16 protein-coding genes and 1 pseudogene are annotated in these 25,123 nt (G+C 63.0%); 14 read left to right on the top strand and 3 right to left on the bottom strand.

Features of this window, described 5'->3' with window-relative positions; genetic code table 11:
- Genes PSH87_RS28595 through PSH87_RS28530 form a run of 14 tightly spaced genes read left to right on the top strand, consistent with a single transcriptional unit; the run spans position 1 to position 10,992 of the window.
- Positions 1-684, top strand: coding sequence for an ABC transporter ATP-binding protein (locus PSH87_RS28595; RefSeq protein ID WP_157356525.1), 684 nt, complete (start codon positions 1-3; stop codon positions 682-684).
- Positions 685-694: 10 nt separating this feature from the next.
- Positions 695-1,450, top strand: coding sequence for a glycosyltransferase family 2 protein (locus tag PSH87_RS28590; RefSeq protein ID WP_026136897.1), 756 nt, complete (start codon positions 695-697; stop codon positions 1,448-1,450).
- 6 nt (positions 1,451-1,456) lie between these two features.
- Positions 1,457-2,074, top strand: coding sequence for a phosphodiesterase (locus tag PSH87_RS28585; protein ID WP_305431956.1), 618 nt, complete (start codon positions 1,457-1,459; stop codon positions 2,072-2,074).
- 4 nt (positions 2,075-2,078) lie between these two features.
- The gene (locus tag PSH87_RS28580) at positions 2,079-2,735 is read left to right on the top strand and encodes an HAD family phosphatase (protein ID WP_017737634.1); all 657 of its coding nucleotides are present in this window, start codon (positions 2,079-2,081) and stop codon (positions 2,733-2,735) included.
- Positions 2,723-3,454: a glycosyltransferase family 2 protein gene (locus PSH87_RS28575; protein WP_017737633.1), complete on the top strand. Its 732-nt coding sequence runs from the start codon at positions 2,723-2,725 to the stop codon at positions 3,452-3,454. The genes PSH87_RS28580 and PSH87_RS28575 overlap by 13 nt, the downstream gene beginning before the upstream one ends.
- Complete coding sequence (locus PSH87_RS28570; RefSeq protein ID WP_017737632.1) at positions 3,451-3,777, top strand: cupin domain-containing protein; 327 nt, start codon at positions 3,451-3,453, stop codon at positions 3,775-3,777. The genes PSH87_RS28575 and PSH87_RS28570 overlap by 4 nt, the downstream gene beginning before the upstream one ends.
- Entirely contained in the window at positions 3,774-5,549 is a 1,776-nt protein-coding gene (locus tag PSH87_RS28565) for a hypothetical protein (protein ID WP_017737631.1), read from the top strand. Before PSH87_RS28570 ends, PSH87_RS28565 begins: the two co-directional genes overlap by 4 nt.
- The gene (locus tag PSH87_RS28560; protein WP_017737630.1) at positions 5,546-6,163 is read left to right on the top strand and encodes a hypothetical protein; all 618 of its coding nucleotides are present in this window, start codon (positions 5,546-5,548) and stop codon (positions 6,161-6,163) included. The genes PSH87_RS28565 and PSH87_RS28560 overlap by 4 nt, the downstream gene beginning before the upstream one ends.
- Positions 6,164-6,167: 4 nt before the next feature.
- On the top strand, positions 6,168-6,473 hold the full coding sequence (locus tag PSH87_RS28555; RefSeq protein ID WP_017737629.1) for a hypothetical protein: 306 nt from the start codon (positions 6,168-6,170) through the stop codon (positions 6,471-6,473).
- Positions 6,473-7,951 carry a GMC oxidoreductase gene (locus PSH87_RS28550; RefSeq protein ID WP_017737628.1) on the top strand — a complete coding sequence of 493 codons (1,479 nt, stop codon included), beginning with the start codon at positions 6,473-6,475 and terminating at the stop codon, positions 7,949-7,951. Before PSH87_RS28555 ends, PSH87_RS28550 begins: the two co-directional genes overlap by 1 nt.
- Positions 7,948-8,952: a WavE lipopolysaccharide synthesis family protein gene (locus tag PSH87_RS28545; protein ID WP_017737627.1), complete on the top strand. Its 1,005-nt coding sequence runs from the start codon at positions 7,948-7,950 to the stop codon at positions 8,950-8,952. The genes PSH87_RS28550 and PSH87_RS28545 overlap by 4 nt, the downstream gene beginning before the upstream one ends.
- Positions 8,953-9,012: 60 nt before the next feature.
- Positions 9,013-9,435 carry a hypothetical protein gene (locus PSH87_RS28540; RefSeq protein ID WP_017737626.1) on the top strand — a complete coding sequence of 141 codons (423 nt, stop codon included), beginning with the start codon at positions 9,013-9,015 and terminating at the stop codon, positions 9,433-9,435.
- A 22-nt stretch (positions 9,436-9,457) separates the two neighbouring features.
- Positions 9,458-10,573, top strand: a complete 1,116-nt coding sequence (locus PSH87_RS28535) for a glycosyltransferase (protein ID WP_026136896.1) — start codon at positions 9,458-9,460, stop codon at positions 10,571-10,573.
- Positions 10,574-10,626: 53 nt separating this feature from the next.
- Positions 10,627-10,992: a hypothetical protein gene (locus tag PSH87_RS28530; RefSeq protein WP_305431953.1), complete on the top strand. Its 366-nt coding sequence runs from the start codon at positions 10,627-10,629 to the stop codon at positions 10,990-10,992.
- Positions 10,993-11,000: 8 nt separating this feature from the next.
- Here PSH87_RS28530 and pbpC read toward each other — a convergent pair.
- From pbpC to PSH87_RS28515, 3 genes and pseudogenes are all read right to left on the bottom strand, one after another.
- Positions 11,001-13,303, bottom strand: a pseudogene (gene pbpC / locus PSH87_RS28525) (penicillin-binding protein 1C).
- Positions 13,284-19,082: an alpha-2-macroglobulin gene (locus tag PSH87_RS28520; protein WP_305431952.1), complete on the bottom strand. Its 5,799-nt coding sequence runs from the start codon at positions 19,080-19,082 to the stop codon at positions 13,284-13,286. The pseudogene pbpC and the gene PSH87_RS28520 overlap by 20 nt, the downstream one beginning before the upstream one ends.
- Before the next feature lie 128 nt (positions 19,083-19,210).
- Positions 19,211-24,961 carry a putative Ig domain-containing protein gene (locus PSH87_RS28515; RefSeq protein ID WP_305431951.1) on the bottom strand — a complete coding sequence of 1,917 codons (5,751 nt, stop codon included), beginning with the start codon at positions 24,959-24,961 and terminating at the stop codon, positions 19,211-19,213.
- Between the last annotated feature and the right edge of the window lie 162 nt (positions 24,962-25,123).

The following is a 25,123-nucleotide window of genomic DNA, read 5'->3' as shown; positions in this document are numbered from 1 at the left end:
ATGACAATCAAATCACTGTCGCTGACCTTCCGTAATGGTCTGCGCTTGCTGTCGCGTGCCTCCACCACGGTATTGCACGATCTGTCTTTTTCGATCGCCCGTGGCGATACGTTCGGAATAGTCGGCAGCAACGGCGCCGGCAAGAGCACCTTGCTCAAGGTACTGGCGGGGATCTACCAGCCCACCCGTGGCAGCCTGACCCAGTCGGTATCCAGCGTCTCACTGCTCAATCTGCAGCTGGGTTTCGATGAAAACCTCGACGCCCGCGACAATATTGTCCTCAGCGGCATGCTCATGGGCATGAGCCGCAAGCGCATGCGCGAATTGAGCGACGAGATTCTCGACTACGCCGAACTCCAGGCCAGCGCCGCAGTGCCCGTGCGCAGCTATTCCACCGGAATGAAGGCGCGCCTCGGCTTTGCCATCTCCAAGTACTCACGACCTGATGTGATCCTGTTGGATGAAGTGCTCAGTGTCGGCGACGGCCACTTTCGTGAGAAGGCCGAAGCCACCATGCGAGAAATGATGATGGGTAACCAGACTGTCGTATTTGTCTCGCACGACTCACAACGAGTCAGGGAGCTATGCAACCGCGTGTGCTGGCTCAAGGACGGACGGGTACAAATGATTGGCCCGGCCAGTGAAGTCATTGATGCGTATGAAGAGTACCTAGTACGTAGGTAAAGGAGTTCAAATGCTTAACATAGTCGTTCCCATGGCCGGTGCCGGCAGCCGCTTCGCAGTGGCAGGCTACGCCGATCCGAAACCGCTGATCCCTGTGCACTCGGTGCCGATGATCAAAGTGGTCATCGACAACCTCACCCCCGCCTGCGAGCACCGCTTCATCTTTATCTGCCAGGCGGCGCACGTTGAGGCTTACGGCCTGAAAGACAAGCTGCAGGCCTGGGCGCCAGGTTGCGCCATTGTAGAGTTGAACGGTGTCACAGAAGGTGCAGCGTGCACCGTGTATGCGGCCAAGGATCTGATCGACTCCGATCATCCGGTGATGATCGCCAACAGCGATCAATACGTTGACGTCGACATCAACGACTACCTGAGTGCCATGCAGGCACAGGATGCCGACGGCCTGATCATGACCATGAAGGCGAACGACCCGAAGTGGTCCTTTGTCGGTTTCGCCGATGACGGGCGCATCAACTCGGTGGTTGAAAAGGAAGTGATTTCCGATGAGGCCACGGTGGGTATCTACAACTTCCGCAGCGGTCGCCAGTTGATCGGCGCCATCGAAGCGATGTTCGACAAAGACCTGCGGGTCAATGGCGAGTTCTACGTTGCGCCGGCCTACAACGAGATGATCGAAGATCAGGCCCTGGTCATCCATTACAACGTCGGTTCGGAAGGCGCAGGCATGTATGGCCTGGGTATCCCGGCGGACTTGAACCTGTTCCTCGATCTGCCGGTCAGCCGCGCAGCGTGTGCAGGGCGCTGATCGATCATGCAGATCATCAGTCACCGCGGCTACTGGCTGCAAAAGCCCGAGCGTAACCAGCGAGTTGCCTTCGAGCGCTCATTCGACCTGGGCTTCGGCACGGAAACCGACGTACGCGACATCGGCGGGCGTCTGGTTATTTCCCACGATATGCCTGACGGCAGCGAAATGTCGCTGGACGAACTGCTGGCGATCATGGCTGGGCGCAACTTGCCTTTGGCGATGAACATCAAGGCCGATGGTCTTTGTGCTCCGCTGAAGGCGGCGTTCGAAGCGCATGGCCACAGCAACTGGTTTGTCTTCGACATGGCTGTACCCGATATGCGCAGCTACCTCGCCAGCGGTGTAAGCAGCTATACCCGCCAGAGTGAGGTCGAGCCCGTACCCGCGTGGCTGAACGAGGCTGACGGTATCTGGCTGGATAGCTTCGGTGCCGAGTGGTACTCGTCCGCCCAGCTTGCCGACCTGCTGGGCCAGGGCAAGCAGGTATGTGTAGTGTCCTCGGAACTGCACGGCCGCGAACACATGTCCTTGTGGCGACTCCTCGCCCAATTCCAGGGCGCCGACAACCTGACGTTATGCACCGACCTGCCCGAAGCAGCTCGCTCTTTCTTCAAGGAATGACATCATGATTAAAGCCGTGATTTTCGACATGGATGGTGTGCTGATCGAAGCGAAAGATTGGCACTACGAAGCGCTGAACAAGGCGCTGAACCTGTTCGGCCACACCATCAGCCGCCATGAACACCTGACCACCTACGATGGTCTGCCAACCTCGCGCAAGCTGGACATCCTCAGCGTCGAGCGTGACTTGCCGGTGGAACTGCACCAGTTCATCAACGAGATGAAGCAGATGTACACGATGGAAATCGTCTACGCCCAGTGCAAGCCAACCTTCGTTCACCAGTACGCGCTGTCGTCGCTCAAGAGCCAGGGCTACAAGCTGGCCGTGGCGTCCAACTCGATCCGCAACACCGTCGAAGTGATGATGGAAAAGTCGCGCCTGGATCAGTACCTGGACCGCAAGTTTTCCAACGAAGACGTGCCCAACGCCAAGCCTGCACCCGATATCTACATCAAGGCCATCGAGTCCTTCGGGCTGTTGCCTGAAGAGTGCCTGATCGTGGAAGACAACGAGAACGGCATCCGTGCCGCCCGTGCTTCCGGCGCTCACGTGCTGGTGGTCGAGGATGTCGCCGATGTGAACCTGGACAACATCACTGCCCGGATCGAACAGATCAACGCCAAGGCTCCAGAGCTGGAGGAAATGTTGTGCGCAAGTTGAACATCATACTGCTCGCCGGTGGCGATACCACTTCGGTCATATCCGAAAGCAACTACCCAGGCTACCTGACCGAACGCGATGGCATTCCGTTGATCCAGGACCTGGTCGAAAAGTGCCTGGAGCTCAACCCGGCCAGCATCTCCTGCATGCTGCCCAAGGCTGACGTCGCCAAGTACCACCTGCGCAACATGTTGCAGCAGATGAGTCCGATCGCCTCTATTCACGCGGTACACACCTTGACCATGGGCGCTGCCTGCACCGCGCTGTTGGCCGCCGAGAGCATCGACAACGACGATGAACTGCTGATCCTCAGCTGCAACGAACTGCTCGATGCGCCGCTGGGCAATATCGTCGAAGACTTCCGTCGCGACGAATGCGATGCCGGCGTCGTGGTATTCAAGTCGCTGCACCCGCGCTACTCGTTCGTACGCAAGAACCCGCAGGGGTATGTGGTCGAGGCTGCCGAGAAGAACCCGATCAGCAACCACGCCGTGGCCGGTCTGTACTGGTTTGCCAAGGGCAGTGTGTTTGTCGAGGCCGTGAAGGAAATGATCCGCAAGGACTTCAAGGTCAACGATGCGTTCTACATTGCGCCGGCGCTCAACGAACTGGTGCTGCTGCACAAGAAAATCGGCACCCACCGTGTGGACCCGAGCCAGTACCACCCGCTCAAGAGCCATCACCAGTTGCACGCGTTCGAGAATGTAGGCCCACGATGAACACCGCCAATCTGAAAGACATGGTCAAGGGCTGGTTTGTCGGTGGTTTCACGCCGACTGCGTTCAGCACACAAGCCTGTGAAGTGGCCGTCAAGCCGTACGCGGCGGGTGATGCCGAGGCGGCTCACTATCACAAGATCGCCACGGAAGTGACGCTGATCCTGTCCGGCGAAGTCGAGATGTGTGGCAAGACCTGGGGCGCCGGCGACATCGTCGTGCTCGAACCAGGCGACATCACGGCCTTCAAGGCACTCAGCGATGCAGTGACCGTTGTGGTCAAGGTGCCCGGCGCGTTGAATGACAAATATGTCGTAGAAGAATGAAAACGATAGAGCTGCAACACGATCCAAAACTGGGCTACCTCGGGCCCAAGCAATTGCGCCCGATCCCGGCAGACCTGAGCGTGACGCAAGGCAGCCAGACGCTGTTTTCCTTCCGTCGCTTCAAGCAAGGTGTCCCTGATACCACGGTCAAAGGGCTGCATGCAGCCAAACGACCGCTGGATATCTATGGTCCTGGCTCGTACTGTTTTTACGGTGTGCAAAGCGACTCGCAGCTGAGCCCGTTGCTGCTGTGGGACGCTGCGCATTTTCTGGCCGTGGGCGAAACACTCACCGTCATTGAAGACTCCGCCGTAGAAAGCTACCTGGACCGTGCCTACTTCAACACGGCCCTGGTGTGCGAAGAACGCAGTGCCAACCGCGTGGTGTACCGCAAGGCCGCCGTGCTGCCGGCGCAAACCGACGATGACCTGGACAGCTGGACGTTCGGCATCCCGGTGGGTCCCGAAGATGCCACGGTGCTCAATGCCGTGGTGCAGCGCATCCTCGAGCTGGATATCCCCAACAAGGAAATCCTGCTGTGCGGCACGCCAGGCAAGAATTTCCGCTACTTCGACCAGGTGCGCATCGTCGGTGAAGACATCACCGCGCCGCCCGTGCAGATCTGCAAGAAGAAGAATCGCATCGCCGATGAAGCGCGCTACAACAACCTGGTCATCCTGCATGACCGGGTGTTCCTGCCCGCGCATTTCGGTGAAATGGTCCGCCGTTTCGGCCCGCGCTACCCGTTGATGACCCTGCAAAGCCTGTTCTTCGACAACGTGCGCAACTTCGGGCCGCGCCGCTATTCGGACTACGGCATGGCGATGGGGGTGATTGCCGAGGGCATGAAGGGCATGCACCGCAGCGACAACACCGTAGTCAGTATCGCGTCTGCGCTGTTTGCTGAAGTCGAACGAACCGGGTTCTGCTTTGCCAGCCCCATGCGTTACGCCAAAGACGCCAGCTACCCCACCGGCAGCATGTACATCTGCCGCAAGGAAGTGTGGCAGGCGTTCCCCCTCGACGAGTCCCTGCTGTGGGCCGAGTTCGAGGACATCGAGCACGGCATTCGTGCGTCCAAGGGTGGTGTGCCTTCGCGGGTCAACCCCTATGGCGTGGCCCAATCGGTGACGTCCCGGGCACTGCTCGGCACCGGATCGCCAGTCCAGTTGCACAGCGGTCGTTTCGGCCATACAGGGCCTTCGCAGTTTTCGTTGCTGCGCAAGAAGCCGCTGATCCGCATGTCGGCGGACGAGGCGCTTATCCGCCTGCAACGCTTTGCCAACAAGTACGCGGTTGGCGATACGCTCCCGCATATTCCTACCGGCGTGAAGACCATCAGCTCGCGCGCGTGGCTGAGGCTGGTAGACGAGGTGGTGCAAGGCTGTGGTTTCGGCAATGACCTGGAATCCGTGATGGCCTTCATCCGCGACTTTGAGAAGTGGGTGCTTCTGGATCAACTGCCGAACACCATCATCGAGTCGATTGCCCTGGAGTTCATGAGCAACCCTCGCGAAGCGAAGCGCAACCTGGTCTTTGGCAGCTCCGAGTTCCGCAACATGCTGCGCCAGCGTCCACTGCAAAGCTGGTTCTACAAAGGCCTGGACGAGTACTTCCATCCTCGCGTCCTGGCGTTGCCTGGCACCTTGCTGTCGGCGCTCAAGCTGTACCGTCGAAACGGCGAAGTCTTCTATTTCTCGAGTTTTCGCGATTGTGTGCGGGCGATCCACAACTCCACGCCTTTCGATAGCTATGTGGAGCGCAGGAAATGAACATCTTTCTGATTTCCCAGGATGCGGCACAGGGCAAGCAGGCCGAACTGGCGGCCTTTCTGTCGCAGGTTGAACTGCAACCCTCATTGCTCACCCAGGTCGTGGTGATCGATGAGTGCACATGGTCGGTGCCGCAAGCGCAGCCTGTGCCAACGTTCACAACCTTTCAGCTGGATGATTTCCTGCATGACAAGGGCAGTGTCAACAACGGCGAGTTCATTGCCGACGCCAATGTGATCGGCTCAAAATTGAGCACGGCGTCCGAGTCCTGGCTGCTGATCGACTTTGGCTTGCACCAGGATCAGGTCACGATGGATTTTGTCCGCAAGCTGGCCTCGTTCACCTTTCTGTTCAAAGGCCTGCGTGACAAGAACATCGTGTTGCTGATGCCGCGCCTGAAACTCGGCTACATGGCGCGCAGTGCCAACAACGTGTTCAACAGCACGGCAAGCAATGCGGGCTCGGCGGCGGACGCAAACCGCTTCCAAATGTTCCTGCTCTCCACCCTGCTGGAAAAAGCCCTGCTCAGCTCGCCCTTGATCGCATGGCCGGTGTCGAGGTTGCGTCAGCTGGTGCGCTTTTTCTATCAGCGGATCGTCCGCGTGAGAACGTGAGCCGATGAAGCGTAGACAGTTCGTTGCAGGGCTTGGTGTGTTCGCCGGTGGCATTGCGCTGGGCGGCTGGCTGGGGCGGCAGTCGATGGGGCCGCCCCTGGATTTTCGCGCGCTGCAGGAAGGCAACTCACACGTGAAGTTTCGCCACCTGCCCCCCGACCTGCTGATAAAGCTTTACTCGCGCAATCTCAAGGATGAAGACCGTGAGGCCCTCCTTTACCACTTGGTCAACCATAACCGTTCGTTGTTCGTGGTAGCGCCCAAGACCCGTACGTTGGGGACGCCCGGTTTTTACAGAGTTACAGGCTAATGTTTGTTGAAACGCTGATTATCGGCAACGGTTTTGCCGGACGTACGGTTGCCCATGCCTTGAAGGGCCCCTGCCTTATTGTTGACCGTGGCGAGAAGTTCAACATCTTCGAGCGACGTGCACGCTTCAACGAGATGGAAAAAGCAGACCGCCACGATGCACTGATCCGCCGCTCTTATGAGTCCGTGCACGCCTTCAATGTGCCCGAGGAGCTGCCAGACGATTGCGCCTCCGACTACATCCTCGTGGATGGCGGCTGTTCCAACCACTGGGGTGGCTTGAGCTTCCGACTTTCAGAGGCGGTATTCGACCAGACGGCCGACGCATTCCGCTGGCCCTTCGACTACCAGACGCTGCAACCCTACTACCGCACTGCCGAGCAGTTGCTGCGCATCAGTGCTGATCCTCGTGATCCGGAGGAGCGCAACCCGCTGTCGGAAATCAAAGGCTCGCGTCGCTGGAACCGCGCCTTGTCGCCGTATTTCCCACAAGCCTACATTGGCGCGCAGGCCCATAACCTGTCGGTGGAAAACCTCGATGGGCAAGGCCTCTGCATGGGAGCAGGGGACTGCGAGCTATGCCCGATGGACGCCAAGACCCGCTCGTTGCATATCCGCAACCACGCCAAAGTGCTGAATGAGGTGCTGGTCGATCACTTGCGTTTCGAAGGCGACAAAGCCGTCGAAGCGATTTGCCATACCCCCAAGGGGCCTCTGAGCATTCGTTTCAATCGCGTAGTCATTGCGGCGCACGGCGTTGAATCGTTGAAACTGCTGTGGAAGAGCAACCTGCCGGACGAAACGCCACAGGCGTTCATCGGGCGTTACTGCCAGGACCACGCCGTGGCCGAGCTTGCCTGTCGCTTGCCGCAGGCGAAAATCCCGTTTTTCCAGGTCAACACCGCCGCGCAAGTGGTCATTCCGGAGCTGTCCGGCGAGCTTGATGGGATCGAGTACACCACGCTGGGCCTGATGACCTCGGCCAGCGATGCTGCCCTGACCGGCTCCCTGGACCTGAAAAAGCTGAACAGCTGGGCGGTACAGGAGTCGGTCGAAGACCTGGCCAGCATCCTGAGCCTGTACATCCTCCTGGAAATCCCGCCGCAATGGGACGTCTCGCTGTTTTATGAAGGCGGTTCCGTGCGCATGGATACCGATGGCTACCACGGCAACAAGCATCGTTATGACGCTGTGATCGCCGCGATCTACGCGAAGATGGAAGCACTGGGCGTGGTGCCTGTCCGCGAAGCCGAACAACCGCATTACCAAAATGCCTTCGGTACCCATCACCTGGTCGGCATGCTGAACATGAGCGCGGGTGAGAACGCGGTGGTGGACAAGGACTTCCGTGTTATCGGCACCGACAATGTCTACGTCGCCGGGTCTTCGCTGTTTCCGCGATGCGGATCGCGCAACCCGACAGTGACGGTCGTGGCCTTGGCCCTGATGTTGGCCCACCAGTTGAACAAGCACGCATGAGCATCGACGCCAGCAGGCTGACGGTCATTCTCCAGGGCCGCTTGAAGGACGGGCCGGTGGATATCGCCGCGCGGGCAATCGAGTCGGTGCGCCAGCACCTGCCGGGGGCGCAGATCATTCTGTCGACCACGGACGACTGCACCGCAGTGTCATTCGACGGCGTGCAATGCGTGGCCGATGCATCGGCCGTGCATTTTGCAGACGCCAGCGGCAACATCAACAACGTCAACAAGCTCATCAGCACCGTCGCCAATGGCCTGGCCCTGGCCACGCGCGAGTACTCGCTCAAACTGCGCACCGATCATGTGCTGTGCAGCAACGCGCTGCTGGCGCTGATGGGCGATGAGCAACCTGCCAGCCTGCTGGGAGCGAGGATTGGCGTTTCGAATCTGTTCCTGCGCAATCCGATCAAGCTCTGCTACCTGTTTCACCTGAGCGATACGTTGCAGTTCGGCCGCACCGACGACCTTCGACGGCTGTGGAATATCGGCCCGCTGCCCGCAGAATTTGTCTACTTGGCAGGCGGCCCACGGATCAATCCGATCGGCACGTTCCAGGGCTACACCTCGTTTCGCTTGTTGCCCGAGCAGGCCATCCTGCTGCGCTTCCTGCAGACCTGCGGCCAGGCGTTGGACCTTGATCATATTTCGCACACCCGCTTCGACCTGTTCTGTGCGTGGGAAGACCTGCTGCTGGACAATTTCGAGGTCCACGACTGGCAGAGCCTTGGCGTGACGCCGCCGCAGCGGTTCCTCACAGAGCCTTATGCGCCGGAAACGATCCTGACTGGCGCTGACCTGCACAGCCTGCGCGCCCGTCGTACGAAGCGGCACAAGGCGGGGCGCTACCTGCACCTGCTGCTCAACAAATACCTACTCTGCTGGTTTCGCCGGCGCTGGCTGGTGTCGGTGTCGTCGTTGCTGCTGTTCTCGTTTTCACCGCGTATGGCCATTGCTGCACGCACCGCGTACCGGCGCTTCTGCGAGGCGGGACGTACCTGAATGCACACCCTGATTACCACCCACCCCCTACTTTCCAATCATCCCTAGGAGTATCGCCGCATGAACAAGATGTTCTTCGTTGGCGCTGTACTGTTGACCCTCGTCGGCTGCGACAAACCCACCGCCCCAGCGCCTCAGGCGGCTGCCAAACCAGTGCCGGTCGAGATCCCGCAACAGGACGGCCAATACCTGCGCTTCATTCAGATGCCAGACGGCGAAACCCGCCTGGAAGCCGCCCGCAACATTGGCAAGGTGACCAAAGTGATCAGCGGTTACCCAGGCTTCAGCGTCGCGACGAACGTGTTCCCGGACGTCAGCCCGCTGGTCGTACGCATCAAGGATTGCGGCCTGATCTCGTTCACGAACGTCCAGGGCAACGCCAACGCCATGACGGCCGTGCGTACCGAAACACAAGATTTCAACGCGCAGTGCCCGATCCAGAAAGTCGACGGTCTGTGGATCAAACTGTCGGCGCAAGGCTGATGTCGCGGGGAGCACATTTTTCGTGAGAGTTTTGCACTTCTACAAGACCTTCGGCCCGGACCAGTTCGGGGGCGTGGAGATGTTCATCCGGCACCTGACGCACGCGACATCGGCCCAGGGCTATCAGAATACTGTGCTCTCCCTGGCAGACGATCCGCTGCCGCCCCAGGAAACTTCCAGCTATCGCATGTTCCAGTCGAGGCAAAACCTCAATCTCGCCAGGACCGGGTTCTCCTGGTCGGCGTTTGCGGATTTTGCCCGTCTGGCGGAGCAGGCGGACGTGATCCATTACCACTACCCGTGGCCGTTCATGGACCTGGTCCACTTGGCCAAGGGGCTGGGTAAACCCAGTGTGGTGACCTACCACTCCGATATCGTGCGCCAGAAGGTGTTGTTTCAGGTGTACCGCCCGCTGATGCATGCTTTCCTCGGGCGGGTCGATGCGATTGCAGCGACCAGTCCGAACTACCTGCAAAGCTCGTCCGTACTGCAGCGTTATCAGGACAAGGCACAGTCGATTCCCATCGGCCTGGCCCAGTCACTGTATCCAGAGCCAGACGCGCAGGCGGTATTGGACTTGCGGCGACGTTACGGCGAGCGCTTTTTCCTGTTTGTCGGCGTGCAGCGCTACTACAAGGGCCTGCACTTCCTGCTGGACGCCATGAAAGCATCGCCTTGGCCGTTGCTGATCGTCGGTGCCGGCCCGCTGGAGCAGGAACTGATGCGCATCGCGGCCCGCGCCAACCTGACCAACGTGCACTTCCTTGGCAGTGTCGACGAGCAGCAAAAGGTCAACCTGATGCAGGCCTGCTATTCGGTGGTCTTTCCGTCGCACCTGCGCTCCGAGGCATTCGGCATTGGCCTGCTGGAAGGCGCGATGTTCGGCAAGCCGCTGATCTGCTGCGAAATCGGTACAGGCACCAGCTTCATCAACCAGCACGGTTCGACCGGTATTGTCGTGCCGCCAATGGATGCCGGCGCCCTGCGTTCGGCGATGCAGACGCTGTGGGACGATCCCGCGCTGGCACAGCGCTACGGCGAGGCTGCGCGAGCACGCTATCTGGACGTTTTCACCGCGGAAGGGTTGGGCCAGGCCTACGCCGAGCTCTATACGCAGGCGGTTGCACAGCGCCAGTGATGGTTCACGACTGACGCCGAAACGGATCCCCACGACGAAAGGAAGCGATATCCATGCAGACTGCCTTTTCCCCGATCCGCGAGCGTTTGCACGATCGCCGATTTGCGGTAGCGAACAACAGCCAGGGACTCTCCGGCAGCGGCACGGTATTTCACTACCTGGTCGAAGACGACGCTATCTCGAGCACCTACCAGGGTGGGCGGATTCGCACCGGCCTGCAGGTCGGGCGTGTAACCGGCCCGGACACCATCGAGCTGCTCTTTCAATGCCTGACCACGGAGGGGCAGTTGCTGGCGGGTTGGTCTCGGGGCACCGTAGGCGTTGATCACGCCGGGCGTACCACCCTGGCTTTTGTCTGGGGTTGGTTGTCAGGTGCGACCGGAGGCGGAGAGTCCAGCTACGTGGAAGTTGTCGCGTAGCCGGCCGATCACGGTACAAACTCCACCCGCAGCCCGCGACTCGTGCTGCGCCCCTGGTCATCACTGACCCGCAACCGATACTCCCCCGACTTGCCCGGCCGCCAGTTCAGCGTGGCTTGCGGCGGCCCCTGGCCGATCAGCGTTTGGTCGGCAAACCAGTACAGCGTCGCCGCATCGCTGGCCGCGTTGGCACTTAGCGGGATGCTTTCCTGAGGCTGGGACAGACGCAATTGGTAGCTCACCTGGGTCAACGGCGAGCGGATCTGTGGCGCTTCGCTCTGGTCGCCGATCCGGTTGGGCTGGCAGTTTTTCATCACGCTGGGCGGCGTGCGCCGGGGCAGGCCGGCGGCGCGGTACAGGCGCTGCACGTCGCTGGGCCAGAACTCGAAGACTTCTTCACGGGTGTACTGCGCCTCGAACGGCGGGCAGGCGGCTTTGCCGGTGCGCGTGTCGATCAGCACCGGGCGGTGCAGGTTGGACACGCGAATCGGTGAGACGCCGGGGATGTACCAGGTCTTGCGGGTTTGCGGGCACCAGCGGTTGGGCAATTCGCCGGACGCCGCGCAGACCTCGATACGCACCAGCCCGGCCGGCGCCTTGTCAGGTTTGATCATCACGTTGGGCAAGGCCAGCGGCAGGGCGTCGGCGATACGAAAGAACAGCGGCGCGGCGGTCTTGGCACCGATAAACGCCGGGTTCGGCCGGCCATCGAAGTTGCCCACCCACACCACCAGCACGTAAGGGCCCACCAGCCCGGCGCTCCAGGCATCGTGGAAACCCCACGACGTGCCGGTCTTCCACGCCGTACGCCAATGGCGACCGGGCAAGCCGTCCGGGCGCGGGTTGCGGCGCAGCATGTCGCGCACCATAAAGGCGGCTTGCGGTGTGAGCAGTTGTGCACCGGTGGAGGGCGGCTGCTCCTGCAAATAGCGCAGTGATCGCAGATGCCCATCACCGGCCAGCATCACATACAGCCGCGCCAGCTCTTCCGGCGTCATCTCGCCACCGCCGAGAGCCAGGGCCAGGCCGTAATGGCTTTCATCGCGCAGGCCCTTGATACCGGCGCGTTGCAGCAATCCATACAAGGACGGCGACTTCACCTGGCTGGCCAGCCACACCGCCGGAATATTGCGACTACGGATCAAGGCATCCCGCGCCGTCAGCGGGCCGACAAAACTGCCGTCGAAGTTTTCCGGCTGGAAGTAGCCGAAGTTACTGGGCAGATCCTTGAGGATGCTCATGGGGTGGATCACCCCCTGGTCCAACGCCAGCCCATACAGGAAAGGCTTTAGTGTCGAACCCGGCGAGCGTCGCGACAGCACGCCATTGACCTGGCCGTGAATGCCTGTGGATAAGTAATCGGCCGAACCCACCAGCGCCTTGACGCGCTGGTCGCGGCTGTCGATCAGGATTGCCGTGGCGTTCTCCACCCCGGGTGCTGCGCCGTTCGGCGATAAAGCCGGTGATCAGGCGTTCGAGCAATTGCTGCAAGGGCAGGTTGAGGGTGCTGTTCAGCTCGTTGCCGGGCCGGGACGCCAGCAACTGTTCGCTCAAATGCGGCGCCAGGAAACGGGATCTGCTGGCGGCTGCGCGCCTCCAGGGGCAACTCCAGCAAACTGTCGTTACGCGGGTCTTGTGGATAAGTCTCGCGCCAGTCGGCCATCAAGCGCAGCCGCGCGTTTTGCAACGACGGCCCGAAGCGCGCACGCCGCCCCGGCTGCTGTGGAATCACCGCCAGCGCCAGGGCTTCGGATAACGACAACTGCGCCGCCGACTTGCCAAAGTAGATACGGCTGGCGGCCTCGGCGCCTTCGATATTGCCGCCCATGGGCGCCAGGTTCAGGTAGGCCTCAAGGATGTCGTGCTTGCTGTAGCGCGCTTCCAGCCACAGCGCCAAGGCCATCTGCTGCACCTTGCCCGGCACTTGGCGGGTGTTCAGGTCCCACAGGCGCCGCGCCAGTTGCATGCTCAAGGTCGAGCCGCCCTGGCGCTGGCCGCCGCTGTAGGTGGCCATGGCCGCGCGCAGCAATGCCGGGGGATTGATCCCCGGGTGCCAGTAGAAATTGCGGTCTTCCTTGAGCAGCAAGGCTTCGACCAACGAAGGGGAAATCCGCTCCAGCGGTAGCCAAAGCCGGTATTGCCCGTCATCCGCCAACGTCATGCGCAGCAGCGCGCCGTCATCGGCCAGCACCACTCGCGATGAGGTCACCGCGTGTTCCAGCGGGGCATGGGGCCACAGCCGCAGCCCCACCAGGACCACCGCCGCTGCGCACAGCGGCAGTGTCAGGCGCTTAAGGCTTGGTAATTTCAAGCTCGCCTACTTTGCCGCGCCCTTGCAGGGTGGTTTCGTACATGCCTTCGGCGTAGGCCGGTGGCGTGTTGAACGTGCCGGCGTTGGTGGCGCGCACGCGGTACACGAACGTGCCGACATCACGCAGTGCGGTGCCGTACAACACCACTCGATCATCCCGTACGTCCACGTACTCCGGCTGCCAGTTGCTCAGCTCGGTTTCTCCGATAGGCGCTTGCCAGGTCGGTTCTTCCTGGCTGTCTTCTTCGACGTATTCGGACTCTTCACCGTCCTCTGAACTGGCGGCTTCCGGCTCCGGCGGCAAGTTATACACAGGCTCGACGCCACCCGGCAGCAGGTCGACCACGGCCACTTGCTGCACCTGGTCACGGTCGGTGGCCCGCAGGCGCAAGCGCACCAGGAACTCATCGCCCACCGCGACTTTGCTCACCGGCTCGCCCTTGAGGTCGAGGTACTCGTGGATGATTTCCAGGCCATTGGTGATTGGCTTGAGCTTGGCGCCCTTGTCGAAACCGGCCTCGCTGAGCATGTAAAAGGCGGCTGGGCCGTCGGATTTTTCCATGACCAGTTTTTGCGTGGTCCCCGGCACGGCGGCACGCGGCGGCTGGCCGGCCATCTCCAGCAATTGCTGTTGTTTGTCACCCAACCAGGCGGTGGCCTTGAGGGTCATGTCGCTTTGTGCACGCTGGCCATAGTTGTCCAGGGCGCGCAGCAACAGCGCCGCCGACAGCGAGTTGTAGCGCTGCTCGTTGAGGCGCTTGCCGAGTTTATCCAGCAACGCCACGGGCACATCATCGAGCAACTCGGGGAAGTGGCGCGCCAGCAGGTGCAGGTGTTCGGCATCGTGCACCAGCGGGTCGTAATACAGGCCGTCGCTGCTCCACTTATCCACAAGGGAACGCCATGGAACCTTGCGGAACAAGGCATCGGCTTGGCGATCCTGCTTGAGCAACTTGTAGCTGGCGGCCAGGTAAGCGGCGCCCAGGTCGTTCTGCCAGCTGTCCTTGAAGTAGCTCTCGTAGCGCTCGCGGATATCGCTCAAGGCGCCGCTCACCAGAATCCCCTGACGGCTCAGCAGGTAACTGGCGTAGGCGCGATTGCGCAATTCCGACAGGCCTTCGCTAGGACCGTTGGCCAGGTCTGTCAGATACGCGTTCGAACGCACCAGCAGGTCTTCCGGCACCGGCAGCCCGCGCTCCTTGGCCTCGATCAGGAAGTCGGTGGCGTACAGGCTGGCGTACGGCGCCACGTCCGGGTTGGCCGCCCACAGACCAAAGCCGCCGGCCGGGTTCTGGCGCTGACGCAGCATGCGCACAGCACTGTTGAAGGCTTGCTCGGCTTCTGGCGCGTTGCCACCCCAGATCAACGCGGGCATGGCCTTGGACACCAATTGCTCGGTGCAGGCGTAGCCGTAGTCGTCCAGGTAATGCTTGAGGCCGTTGGCCCACACCAGCGGCGAGGCCGCAACGCCCAGTTGCACGTCGCGCAGTTGGCTGAACAGCTCGCGGGTCGGTTTCAACTCTTTGCTGGCGCTGTCGAAGCGGCCCAGGCTCAAGGCCACACGGTGCTCGCTCAGCGGGCGAATCGACGTGGTCTCGGCCACCTGGATGCGCTTGCCATCCGGCAACACCGCGACAAAGCGCAGGTCCGCCGAACCGAGGGTGTCGCCCACCTTGATCTTGAACTCGGCGGTGCCTTCCTTGCGCGGTTGCAGGGCCAGGGTGCTGCCCTTGTCGCCCTGCACCTTGAGGCCGTCGCTGGTCTGCACTTCAAACTTCACATCGGCCGCCGCATCGAGGTTGCTGAACACCCCGGCGCTGACGTTGAACACATCTCCCGGCGCGACAAAGGCCGGCACGTTTGGCGTGATCACAATCGGCCCGCGCACGTCGGTGGTGGCTTCGCTGACGCCCACGCTGTCGCTGTCCACCGCCACTGCAAACAGGTGCAGCTTGCCGTTGAAGCTGTCCGGCACCTGGTAATGCAGCACGCTTTCACCGGCCGGCAAGTCCACCAAACCGGACCACCAGGCCACGGGTGGCTGATGTTTACGCTTGAACGGGTTCAGGTGATTGGCCAGGGCGCCTTCGGTATCGCCACCGGGCGCTGCCCCACTGAGCAGGCGGCTGAATTCCGGCAGGATCAGGTCAAGGATCTGACTGGTGCCGACCTCCAGCGCCCGCTTCTGGAAGAAGAAGCCCAGCGGGTCCGGCGTCTGGTAGCGCGCCACTTGCAGGATGCCTTCGTCCACCGCGTACACCACCGCACGGCCCGGGCGGTCGGCGTTGACCTTGATGTCGAGCATTTGCCCCGGCTCGATCTTCGCCGGACCTTCGACCTTCAGCGCCATGCGCCGCGCATCCAGGTTGATACTGAACGGCACCACGCCGTAGGACAGCGGGCTCATGTACACCTCGGCCGAGCCCATGTCCCGCACAAACTGCACGTTGACGTAGGCATTGCCTTCAAGCCCCGCAGGCACGCGGATATGTTGCACGCTGTTGGTGCTGTCGGCCTTGAACCACTGCTGGGTGTAGACCTTGTCACGTTCGATGGTGATCAAGCCGGCGCCGGTGTAGGGCGCCCGGATGCTGATGGCAATCTCGTCACCGCTGGCGTAGCTGCGTTTATCCAGGCGCAGTTGCAGCTCGGCGTTGCGCTCCAGGGAGCGCGAGGTGTTGCCACGCCCGGCCACGCTGTAGTCGATCTGGTTGAGCAGGTTGCCGTTGGCGTCCTTCAGTTGCAGGGTGAAATCCCCCTGCGTGCCCGTGTTCAGGGCCTGCCTGGCGCCTTCTTTGGTCATCACCAGCGGCGACGCCGGCTGGCTGATGTTCTTGATGCGCGACTCGTACTTGTAGGTGCCGTTGGACTGTTTCACCAGCACCGACACGTAGCGGTGCTCGACCACTTCGCTGGTCAGGCCGTCCACGGCTACCGGCGAAAGGTCTGGCGCGACGGCCAGCCATTGCACCTGGCGCGGCGCATCCTTGGCGACGTACGACAGCGAATCCTGACTTTTTACACCGACCAGGTAGGGTGCAGACGACACCAGCAACGCACTTTGCGCCGCCACATTGCGCCCGCCCTCGGCTTCGAACACCTGGGTCATGACCTGCAAGCGATAGGTGCTGTTGGCGAAACGTTGCAGGTTGAGGTCGAGCACGGCCTGGCCGTTGTCGTCCACGCTGGTTTCGGCCAGGTCTTCGGTAGTGGCGTCTTCCAGGCCATCGTTGAGACGGAAGCGGTAGTCGGGGTAACGCTCGAAGGCCGCGAGCGTTGGGCTCAGGGACATTTTTGCAGTGACCCGGCGGCCAGCGGCCGGGGCGCCGAACAGGTGCATCGCGGTGACTTTGGCCACCACCTGGTCCGGTGGAATCCAGCCCTGCACGGGGGTGTCGTGCAGGCTCAGGCTGACCTTCATGCGGTCCGGTTCGAAGTCGCGGACCTTGAAGCTCACGCTGCCCAGGTCGGTGCGGGTCTGCTTCTGGCCGATCAACTGCAAGGTTGCGGTGTACTCCCCGGCGGGGGCGACTTCGCTGCTGGGGAAGTCAAAGGTCTCAAAACCGCTGGCGGACAGCTTCAGCGGCTGGCGGATCACTTCCAGGCCACGTGGGTCGGTGATTTGCAGTTCCACCGGCAGGCCTTGCAGGGCGCCTTGCCAGTTGCCGCTGCGCACGATCATGCCCAGGTGCGCGGTTTCGCCCGGGCGGTACAGGCCGCGATCGGTAAACAGGTAGGCGCTGAGACGATCAATCGCGCCGTCTTCTTCCAAACCGCCTACATCGAAACGCGACAAATCCAGCTGCTGGGACTGACGGGCAATCGGCAGGAAGGATTGATCGTTGCCGCGAGTGACCACATACATCAGCGGCGTTTTCTCACGGCGCAGTTCATCCAGCTTGGCGAAATGCGCGTGACCTTCGGCGTCGGTGCGTCCGCTGCTGACCGGCAAGCCATTGCGGCCGATGATATCGACTTGCGCATCCGACACCGGCGAACCGTTGCCGATGGATTGCACATACACATCATGGCTGCCGTCGCTGGAGCGCTTGGCGATGATGCCCAGGTCCGTCACCACGATAAACCGCAGGTCGCTGGTGCTGCTGCGGTCGTACTCGAAGGTGCGCTCGACCGGCTCGTCCTGCGGGCTGAGCTTGAGCACGAAAATGCCGCGACGGCCGCCGTTTGCGGTGAGGTAGTGGCCGAGGTCGACGTTGTCGTACACGGTTTTCGCCGGGTCATTGGACGACAGTGGAATGTCCAGCGACTGACGCTCCACCATGCGATCGAAGTACTCGTTGCCGAAATTCGGCCGGGCAAAGCTGCCGCTGCTCTGGTCCACCAGGTGTTGCAACTGGTTGGGCAGCAGGCGGGCGATTTCCACATGGGCGCCGGGCACGCCACGGGCCATGAAGCCCAGGCGTTTTTCGCCATTGAGGCTGAGCAATGCGCCGTCAGACAAGAACTGCAACGTGCGCGGATACGCCGGCATGCTGATCAGCGACGCAGTAGGATTCTTCGCCAAATAGCCGCCGATGGCTTCCAGGTTGGCCGGCACGCGCACATAGATTGCGCGGCCAGCTGGCGCCTTGAACTTGAAGGCGTGCAGGGTGTTCAGCGGTTCGACGCTGGGCACGTGGGTCAGGTTGACCTTGCTGCTGCGGGCGAGCAGGGCGTCGTCGATGTCGTTGCTGTTGTAGGGGCGCGTGTCGTCCTCGGCCTTTTCCGGCAGCAGCCAGGCCTGCACCTTACCGGCGATGGTGTCGTCGGCTACGGCGCTGGAGCTGCTGAACATCAGCACCGGCTCCGGTTCGCCGCGTTGGTTGTCGACAAAACTTACGTCGGCGCCAGTAAAGGTCAGGCGATAACGCCCGGGCACGGTGACTTCGGCCACCAGCGGCGCCGTGCTGGCGTTGCCGCCGTCGCGGGCCTTGAGGCCTTCGTCGAGCTTGGCGCTGACCGGCGTGCTTTCCAGCGGCGTGGCCAGGGCGGCGGAGCGCACGTAGGCGTTGAGTTTTTTCTCGTCGAAGGTGATTTCCGGGCGATTGGGCAACTGGGCGTCGCGGTAGGCCAGGCCTTTGCCGAGGGTTACGGATACGCGTTTGCGCAGGCTGTCTTCATCCACCGGGTGGGAAAAATGGAAGGTTGCCACCAGCTGTTTCAGCGTCGGATTGGACGGGTCCTGGTACAGCTCGTTTTGCGCCAGGGTGGCGCGGAACGGTTGGGTGGAGAACTGCGCACTGTACTGGTCGAGCAATACGCCGTCGGCCAACAGGTTTTTCTTCGCCAGGTCCAGGGTGTAACCGGCGTCGATGGGCCAGTCTTTCTCCGGCACGAACAGCAATGTGCGGTCATCGGACCAGCGCCACGTGCCCGCCACGCTCGGTTTGAGGGTGATGCCTGCGCTCACCGGCTTGCCAATCGCCGCCAGCGGAGCCACGGACTCGGCGAAACGCACCTGCAGGTTATCCACAACCGGCGTCTGCTGGGTGTAGTCGGTGAGATTGGGTTTGTGCAGCGAATAACTCACGGTATGCGGCTTGGGCAGATGGGAGTACCACTGCCAGCCATAGAACCCGGCGGCAGCCAGCAGCACCAGGCCCAACACGCCAGCCCCGGCCTGGCGCGGATAAGCGCGCGCCTTGTGGCCGAGCGCCAACAGGCCATCGCCGATGGCACGCAGCCAGAACGGCGGCCGCCATTGGCCGAACAGGGCACCCACCACCGTCGCTAATGCACCGAATAAACGGCGGCAGATCGTTTTGAACGAGTCGAACATGGTGAGCATCCCTGGCTAAGTGCGGCGTATCTTACAGCGTCTTTGATACAAAAGATGACGCCGATACGCCGCACACCAGGGTGCAGGTCGGGAAAAGGACGGCGCCAGGGCGGGCGCCGCCGCAAGCATCAGAACTTGCCGTTTATACCGATACGGAACGAATCGTTGCGCTCGTCGCTGCCCAGCGCGGTTTTGTACGAGAAGCCCATCTGCCAGGCGCGCCCGACGTTGAAGTCCAAGCCCAGGTCGAGGTTGGCAAAGTCGCTGTCCAGCGGGTCGGGCTTGAGCCGATAGAGCAGGCCGTCCTCGCCCTGGTCGGTGTAGCGCATCTTGTAATCGCTGCTGCCACTGAAGTTGTGGCCCCAGGCCAGGCCGACCTTGGGTGTCATCACCCCGAGGCGGGTCGCCACGTCATAACCCGTACGCAGGCCGATGAACGAGGTGACGTTCTGTTGGCGCTGTTCCTCGTAGGACAACCCATAGATGCCGCCGCCCCGTTCGCGGAAGGCGTCCAGGCGTGTCGTACTGGCGTTCAAGCGGCCGTAAGGCGTGAGCGACAGCGGGCCTTGGCGGTATTCGTAGCTGGTGGTCAGCGAGGCGAACAACTGGTCGGCATCCCGCGAGCCGCGTGCGTAGTCGTCATTGCTGCCGGTGATGTAGCGCCGCGAATCAAAGCTGATGCGGTTGTAGCCCAGCACGCCATCGACGAACACTTTCGGTGCCAGGTTCAGGCTCAGGTACGTGGCGATGCCGAGGGCGTCGCCGTCGCTGCGGGTCTTGTTGTTGCCGATGTCGCTGCGGTCGTTGCCGTAACCGAAGCCGATACCGGCGATCGCGGTCGGCGACAGGCGGTAATCCACCCCGGCGCTCAGGCCCATGGTGGTGAAGCTGTTGTCGCGCGCGCCACGGGCGTGGGTGGAACCGTTGTTGATAAAGCCGTCGGTCCAGTAGGCAATGTCATCTTGCTTGCAGCCTTCTTCGACCTCGGCGGCGGTCTTTCTTTTCTCTTCATCGGTGGTGTTGGCCGAGCCGCCCAGGTGCTGGGTCACGGCGCTGGCGACTTCCTGCAAGGGCACGTCCTTGCCGTCCTTCTTCACGCTGGCATTGAACGAATTGCGGTTGCAGGACACTTGGTGCAGTTGCTCCAGGCGACGGTTGAAGTTGTCCATCTGCGTGCTGGCAAAACGTTCGGCAGCACGGGTCTGGGCGTTGAGCAGGCCGATTACGTCGGCGTCCTTGGTCGGGTCCGGGCGGGCCGCGATGATAAAGCTCACCGAACTCGTCGCGATGGAGCCGCTGCCGTTTTCCAGGCTGAAGCTGACAATCGCCGTGCCGGCAAAGGCTGCCGACGGCACGAAGCGCATGGAGAAGGCGCCGACTCGGGTCGCGCGGCCGGCCGAGGCTGGGGTGACGGTGCCCACGGTGGCCTGGGTGAACGGGCCGCCGCTGGCGCCTTGGGTCAGGTCGACGGTCGCCGATTGCCCGGCGGCGAGGACTTGGCTGGACGGCGCGACGTTGATCGGCATGGCGGCGACGTTGAATGTGTAGGCCTGGAAACCGGTGGCGCCGTTGGCGTCGGTCACCGTGATGGTCACGTTCACCGCCTGGGTGTTGGTGGGCGTACCGCTGAGCACACCGCTGCTGGCGTTCAGGTTCATGCCGGGCGGCAGGCTGCCGCTGCTGACGCTGTAGGTGTACGGCGCGGTGCCGCCCGCAGCGCTGAGGGTGGCGCTGTAGGGAGTGCCCGCCATGCCGGCGCCCAGCGACGCCGGGGTTAGCTGCAAGGTCGGCGCGGTGACGGTCAGCGTGATGGTGGCCGGGCTGGACGTGCCACTGCTGTTGGTGGCGGTGTAGGTAAAGCTGTCCGCGCCGGAATACCCGGCCGTCGGCGTATAGCGGATGCCGGTGCCGCTGGCCGTGGCGGTGCCATGGCTCGGCGCGCCGGCGACGTTGACGCTGGTGGCCGCGCCGCCGCTGAGGTTGAGGCTGATCGCGTTGGCAGCGCTGTTGGCGGCGACGGTGGCACTGCTCGCCGCGGCGATGGGCGCGGCGACGTTGACGGCCCCCGAGTAGGCGCGCGAGCCGCTGGCGCCGTTGGCGTCGGTGACGGTCACGGTGAAGCTGTAAGGGCCGGCAGCCGTGGGCGTGCCGCTGAGGGTGCCGGTGGACGGGTTCAGCGTGACGCCCGGCGGCGCTGCGCCGCTACTGATGCTGTAGCTGTAGGGCGCGGTGCCGCCGCTGGCACTGACGGTGGTGGTGAAGGCGACGTTTGCCGTGGCAGTCCCCAACCCCGCCGGCGTGATGCCAAGGGTGGGTGCGCTGACCGTGATGGCCACGGGCGCCGGGCTGGACGTGCCGCTGCTGTTGGTGGCGGTGTAGGTGAAGCTGTCCGCACCGGAATACCCCGCCGCAGGGGTATAGGTGATGGCCGTACCGCTGGCCGTGGCGGTGCCATGGCTGGGCGCGCTGGCGACCGCGACGCTGGTGGCCGCGCCGCCGCTGAGGTTGAGGGTGATCGGGTTGGCGCTGCTGTTGGCGGCGACGCTGGCGCTGAGCGCCCCGGCGATGGGCGCGGCGATGTTGACGGCCCCGGAGTAGGCGCGCGAACCGCTGGCGCCGTTGGCGTCGGTGACGGTCACGGTGAAGGTGTACGGGCCGGCAGCCGTGGGCGTGCCGCTGAGGGTGCCGGTCGCGCTGTTCAGGGTCATGCCAGTCGGCACGCTGCCGGCGGTGATGCTGTAGACATAGGGCGCGGTGCCGTTGCTCGCACTCAGGGTGGAGCTGAAGGCGACGCTTGCGGTGGTAGGGCTCAGGACCGTCGGGCTGATGCCGATGGACGGTGCGCTGATCGTAATGGCCACGGGCGCCGGGCTGGACGTGCCGCTGCTGTTGGTGGCGGTGTAGGTGAAGCTGTCCACACCGGAATACCCCGCCGCAGGGGTATAGGTGATGCCTGTGCCGCTGGCCGTGGCGGTGCCATGGCTCGGCGCGCTGGCGACCGCGACGCTGGTGGCCGCGCCGCCGCTGAGGTTGAGGGTGATCGGGTTGGCGCTGCTGTTGGCGGCGACCGTTGCACTGAGCGCCCCGGCGACAGGCTGCGCCACTTGGACTGTCCCGGAGTAGCTGCGTGATCCGGTCGCGCTGTTGGCATCGGTGGCGGTCACGGTGAAGGTGTACGGGCCGGCTGCGCTTGGGATTCCGCTGAGGCTGCCGGTCGCTGGGTTCAGGGCCAGGCCGCTCGGCACGCTGCCGCTGGTGATGCTGTAGGTGTAGGGCGCGTTGCCGCCGCTCGCACTGAGGCTGGTGGTGAAGGGCACGCTTGCGGTGGTTGCACTCAAGACCGTCGGGCTGATGCCGATGGTCGGTGCGCCGATCGTGACGGTCACGGTCGCCGGGCTGGACGTGCCGCTGCTGTTGGTGGCGGTGTAGGTAAAGCTGTCCGCGCCAGAATACCCCGCCGTCGGGGTGTAGGTGATCGCCGTGCCGCTGGCCGTGGCGGTGCCATGGCTGGGCGCGCTGGCGATGGCGACACTGGTGGCCGCGCCGCCGCTGAGGTTGAGGGTGATCGGGTTGGCGCTGCTGTTGGCCGCAACCGTGGCACTGACCGCTCCGGCAACCGGGGGGACCGCGTTGACCGTGAAGCTGTAGGCCCGTGCCCCTGTGGAGACGGGAGTGCCCGCATCGGAAGCCGTCACCGTGAAGTTGAAATTGCCGCTGACGGTGGGGGTGCCGCTGAGGGCGCCGGCAGGACTCAGGCTCAAGCCTGCGGGCAGGCTGCCGCTGGAGATGGCATAGCTATAAGGCGCGAGGCTGCCACTGGAGCTGATGGTCTGGCTATAGGCGGTGTCTATCGTAGCGTTGGGCAAAGAGAGCGGGCTGATGCTGATGGTGGGTGCCGCCACGGTAACGGTCACCGTGGCCGGGCTGGACGTGCCGCTGCCGTTGGTGGCGGTGTAGGTGAAGCTGTCTGTGCCGTGGTAACCCGGCGTCGGGGTATAGGTGATGCTGGTGCCGCTGGCAGTGGCGGTGCCATGGCTGGCGGCGCTGGTCACCGCGACACTGGTGGCGGTGCCGCCGTTGATGATGAGGGCGACGGCGTTGGCACTGCTGTTGGCCGCGACCGTGATATTCAGCGGCGCGGCGATGGGTGGGCCGGCGCTGACTGTTCCGCTGTAGGCGCGCCCTGCGGTTGCCCCGTAGGTGTCGGTGACGGTGACGGTGAAGTTGTAGGCCCCGGGTACGCTCGGCGTACCACTGAGGAGACCCGTCGACGTATTCACGGACAGGCCTGTGGGCAATGCGCCGGACGTGATGGCGTAGCTGTAGGGCGCAGTACCGCCGCTGGCACCGAGGGCGACACTGTAGGCGACGTTTGCCGCTGGGGCAGTCAGGACAGACGGGGTAATGCTGAGGGTCGGTGCATTCACCGTGAGCGATACGGTGGCCGGGCTGGACGTGCCGCTGCCATTGGTGGCGGTGTAGGTAAAGCTGTCTGCACCGGAGTAGCCCGCCGTCGGGGTGTAGGTGATGCTGGTACCGCTGGCCGTGGCGGTGCCATGGCTGGCCGCGCTGGATACGGCGACGCTGGTGGCCGCGCCGCCACTGAGGTTGAGGGTGATCGGGTTGGCGCTGCTATTGGCGGCAACCGTGACACTGACCGCCCCGGCGTTAGGTGCGCCGGCGCTGACGGTCACGCTGTAGGTGCGTGAACCGGATGCGCTGTTGACGTCGGTGGCGGTCACGGTGAAGTTGTAGGTGCCAGCCTGGGTCGGGGTGCCACTGAGGGTGCCGCCGCTGCTCAGGCTCAAGCCTGCGGGCAGAGTGCCGGAAGTAAAGGTGTAGCTGTAGGGCGCAGTGCCACCGGTCGCACTGAGGCTGGTCGTGTAGGCGACGTTGGCTGTCGGGTTGGGCAGGGTCGTCGGGTTGACGCTGATGGTCGGCGCGGCGCTGATGGTGAAGCTGTAGGCACGTGATCCTGTCACGCCGTTGGCGTCGGTGGCGGTCACGGTGATGTTGTAATTGCCGCTGGCAGTAGGGGTGCCACTGAGGGTGCCGCCGCTGCTCAGGCTCAAGCCAGCGGGCAGGGCGCCGCCGGTGATGGCGAAAGTATAAGGTGCGGCAGCGCCGCTTGCGGTGATTGTCTGGGTGCTATACGCGGTGTTCTGCGCGCCGCTGGGCAGTGTGGTCGGGCCGACGCTGACGGTGGGCGTGGCGTAGGTGTAGCCATTGGTCAGGGTCGCCGTACCGCCGGGCGTGGTCACAACCACATTCACTGCGCCCGCAGCGTGGGCCGGCGTGGTGGCCGTTATCGAGGTGGCGCTGTTGACGGTAAAACCCGAGGCCAATGCGCCGCCAAAGCTGACGCCAGTGGCGCCGGTCAGGTTGGTGCCGGTCAAGGTCACCGAGGTTCCGCCTGCGGTGCTGCCGCTGTTCGGGGTTAGCGAAGTCAGGGTAGGTGTTCCACCGCCGGTGACCACCAGGGTGTAAAAGGCGACACCCGCCTGATTGGTGTTGTCATTGATGGACACGGGGAAGGTGTAAGTGCCCGCTGTGGTCGGCGCACCATGCAATAGCGTGCTGGCGCTGCCGAACGATTGGTCGAGCACCAGCCCATCGGGCAGGCAGCCGGTTTCACCCGCGTAATCCGGGTCGCTGGCGTCGCACTCGACCCAGTCGTTCAACGGAAGCGCGCCACCGGTCGAGGTAATCGTGATACTCATGTTCTGGCCCACCGCCACAGACGGCAGGGTGCTCCCGGGCGTCGGGCTTACGATCGTCGGGGCCGCCAACGCCTGGGCGGCCAGGGTCATCAGCAACAGGAAGACTGCGGTCAGTCTGCGTGCCAGCCGGGCACCACGGTGGGTGAGCATTTTTATCATTCTGAGGCTTCCTGCCGTACGCCCCGTCTGGGGTGCGTGTCCAGCTTAAGTGTCGGAAAATGGCCGATGGACACAGGCAGGGGCGCGCAGGTGTGCGGCGTGCTGTGAGAAATCGTTTGCCATCACAGTCAGTAAACATTCAAGCGTCAGTGTCGGTGCTGC

It is taken from the genome of Pseudomonas sp. FP453 (assembly GCF_030687495.1).
Taxonomy (GTDB): Bacteria; Pseudomonadota; Gammaproteobacteria; order Pseudomonadales; family Pseudomonadaceae; genus Aquipseudomonas.
Note: the sequence above shows the minus strand (reverse complement) of the source record. Positions and strands in the feature narration are given on the sequence as shown.